The following is a 2406-nucleotide window of genomic DNA, read 5'->3' as shown; positions in this document are numbered from 1 at the left end:
CAGCAGGGCAGCTACATCTGGGAAGACCACTTCTACCCGGAAATCGTGAATCCCGACACGGGCGAGGTCTTGCCCGACGGCGAATGGGGCGTGCTGATCCTCAGCAGCATGACGCGCACCGCCCTGCCGATTTTGCGCTACTGGACAGGCGACATCACCCGCCTGATGCCGGGCGACAACGCTACGGGCCGCACCATGCGCCGGATGAGTCAGATTCGGGGCCGCGCCGACGACCTGATGATTCTGCGCGGTGTCAACGTCTACCCCACCCAGCTTGAGGCCGTGCTGCTGGGCATGGGGCAGGCCAGCCCGCACTACCACGTCGTCCTGACACGCACGGGGCTGATGGACGACCTGACGCTGCAAGTCGAAGCCGAGACTGAAAGTGCAGCGCTGCGTCAGGAAATCGAGCGGCAGATCAAGGTTCAGGTGGGTGTCACGGTGCGTTGTGAGCTGCACGTACCGGGGTCACTGCCCCGCAGCGAGGGAGGCAAGCTGAAGCGCGTGACGGACTTGCGCGAAGGCCGCTGATACGGGGTCGGGCTTGACTGCGCACATCCGGGAAAAACTCCGCTAGAGCTCCAGGGTCTGTGATGAGCGGGCCGTCTGGACAATGAGGGGTTCGGCAAACGAAACTGTCGAGCGGGAGAGATGAAAGCGCGCCCGGAGCCTCCCTCCGGGTACTCCCATTTCAACCCCTGCCCGTCATAGTTCCAGTCAACTCCCCTTTGCCGAGTTCGTCCCAATCCTCAGGCCTGGCGCCGCAAGGAGGACAGACCATGTTTAGCAAGAGCCGACGAATCCGCACCCTCGCCGTCACTGCAGGCTTCACCCTCGCCCTCTTGGCTGCCTGCTCGCCCAGCGCAGCGAGCACCACCGCGACTGCCCCTCCGGGGACGACGCCAGCGAAGAACAACGAGAACAGCCCCAAACTCGTCACTGCAACCAGCAAAAGCCTAGGCAACGTCAACCCCCGCACGCCTGCCAACCTCGTGCAGGATCTGCAAAAGGGGGGTCACGTCATTGTCTTCCGCTACACTGGCGCGGTCTACCCGCAAAACCCGCAGGATAAGGCGGTTGCGGGCGCGATTGACGATGGACAACGGATCTCCGAGCAGAGTAAGAAGATGATGGCCGCACTGGGGCAGCAGTACAAGAAGCTGAAGATTCCCGTAGACCGCGTGTGGTCGAGCGAGTACTACTTCGTGTACCAGCACGCACTGGCTGCTTTCGGTGCGCCCGTTACCATGAACCGCGACCTGACCGGCTCGCTTGCGCCCTTTTTCCGAGACCAGAAGCTGCTCGAAACCTCGCTCCAAGGCCTGCGTAACCGCACCGTGACCCCGCCTCCCGCTGGGAAAAACACTATTCTGTTCACCCACCAAGGCAAATTCGACAAGGCTTACGGCTACTACCCCGTCGCGGGTCAAACATTGATTTTCAAACCCGACGGCACAGGCACGCCGCGCCTGATCGCGAATCTGAACTATGAACAGTTTATGGCCTTGAAATGAGGCGTCTGACGAAGTTGAGTCGGGTGGCAGGAGTCCAGAGCACCGTGTGACAACACCGATTACGTCAGGATTCTCGTCTTGGCGCAGGTTTTGGTTCCTAATCCAGCTCGGGCCGACTACTTTTTCAGAAATACGTACACCGCGACTTCCTCATCCCCTTCGACATTGGGCGCAAATCCCACCAGCGAGAGCAGCATGGACGACCCCTGCACGTCCACCCGGCGCAGGGCGTAGGCGTAGACGCAAGGTTCGGTTCCCGGGTGGCGGTAGATCACCTTCTGGCCCTGCCCTGCGTCCAGTGCCAGCTCGAAGGTCGCAGCCACTCCTCCGGTATCCGTCAGGAGAGAGCAGGGACCAGCATGGGCGTTGCGTACCACATTGAGTTTCAGCCTCACGTTCTGACCAGCCACCCGCAGTGTATGGTGCGAGGAGCCTCCGACCCGTGGTCCCAGAGCACCCAGCATCTGAGGAGGCCGCCCCGCCGCCTGGAAGAGAGGCACAGCAGCCTTGGGCTGTAGCCCATAGCGCCGGGTAAATTCCGACAGGAACCGGGCCAGGGTAAAGTTCAGGGCCGCGTCCCCAGAGAGTTGCTTATCACGTCCCTCCACTAACACCTGCCACTCCACCCCTGAAAATGACAGCACCTTGAGCACCTGGTCCACCTCCAGGGCCCTCTCATTTTCAAGGCGATGCGTGACCAACACCCGCTTGCCGTCCACAGAGAAGTACATCTGCTGAAAGACGACTGAACTCCTGGCGTCAGCCAGGCCCAGGCAGGCCAATGCCAGCCACCACGCAGAGAAGAACTTGGACATGGCTCAATCTACTCGCCCACCCCCAAGTACGCCCCACGACTTCGGCCGATGAACAAGGGTCAATCCTGCCTCCGCGT

General features: G+C 61.4%; 2 protein-coding genes and 1 pseudogene. 2 read left to right on the top strand and 1 reads right to left on the bottom strand.

Annotation, left to right across the window (positions count from 1 at the left end; genetic code table 11):
* Both Q4C89_RS08120 and Q4C89_RS08115 read left to right on the top strand, forming a co-directional pair.
* Positions 1–531 (top strand): annotated as a pseudogene (locus Q4C89_RS08120) (phenylacetate--CoA ligase); the annotation flags it as partial.
* 248 nt (positions 532–779) lie between these two features.
* Complete coding sequence (locus tag Q4C89_RS08115) at positions 780–1514, top strand: hypothetical protein (protein WP_303102104.1); 735 nt, start codon at positions 780–782, stop codon at positions 1512–1514.
* 116 nt (positions 1515–1630) lie between these two features.
* On the opposite strand, the gene Q4C89_RS08110 is transcribed toward Q4C89_RS08115, so the two are convergent.
* The gene (locus Q4C89_RS08110; RefSeq protein ID WP_303102103.1) at positions 1631–2329 is read right to left on the bottom strand and encodes a hypothetical protein; all 699 of its coding nucleotides are present in this window, start codon (positions 2327–2329) and stop codon (positions 1631–1633) included.
* Between the last annotated feature and the right edge of the window lie 77 nt (positions 2330–2406).

Origin of the sequence: Deinococcus sp., assembly GCF_030523985.1 — a bacterium.
Taxonomy (GTDB): domain Bacteria; phylum Deinococcota; class Deinococci; order Deinococcales; family Deinococcaceae; genus Deinococcus.
Note: the sequence above shows the minus strand (reverse complement) of the source record. Positions and strands in the feature narration are given on the sequence as shown.

Excerpts from the sequence above, each read along its gene's own strand:
- Q4C89_RS08115 (WP_303102104.1), top strand. The coding sequence starts at position 780 with ATGTTTAGCAAGAGCCGACGAATCCGCACCCTCGCCGTCACTGCAGGC.
- Q4C89_RS08110 (WP_303102103.1), bottom strand. The coding sequence starts at position 2,329 with ATGTCCAAGTTCTTCTCTGCGTGGTGGCTGGCATTGGCCTGCCTGGGC.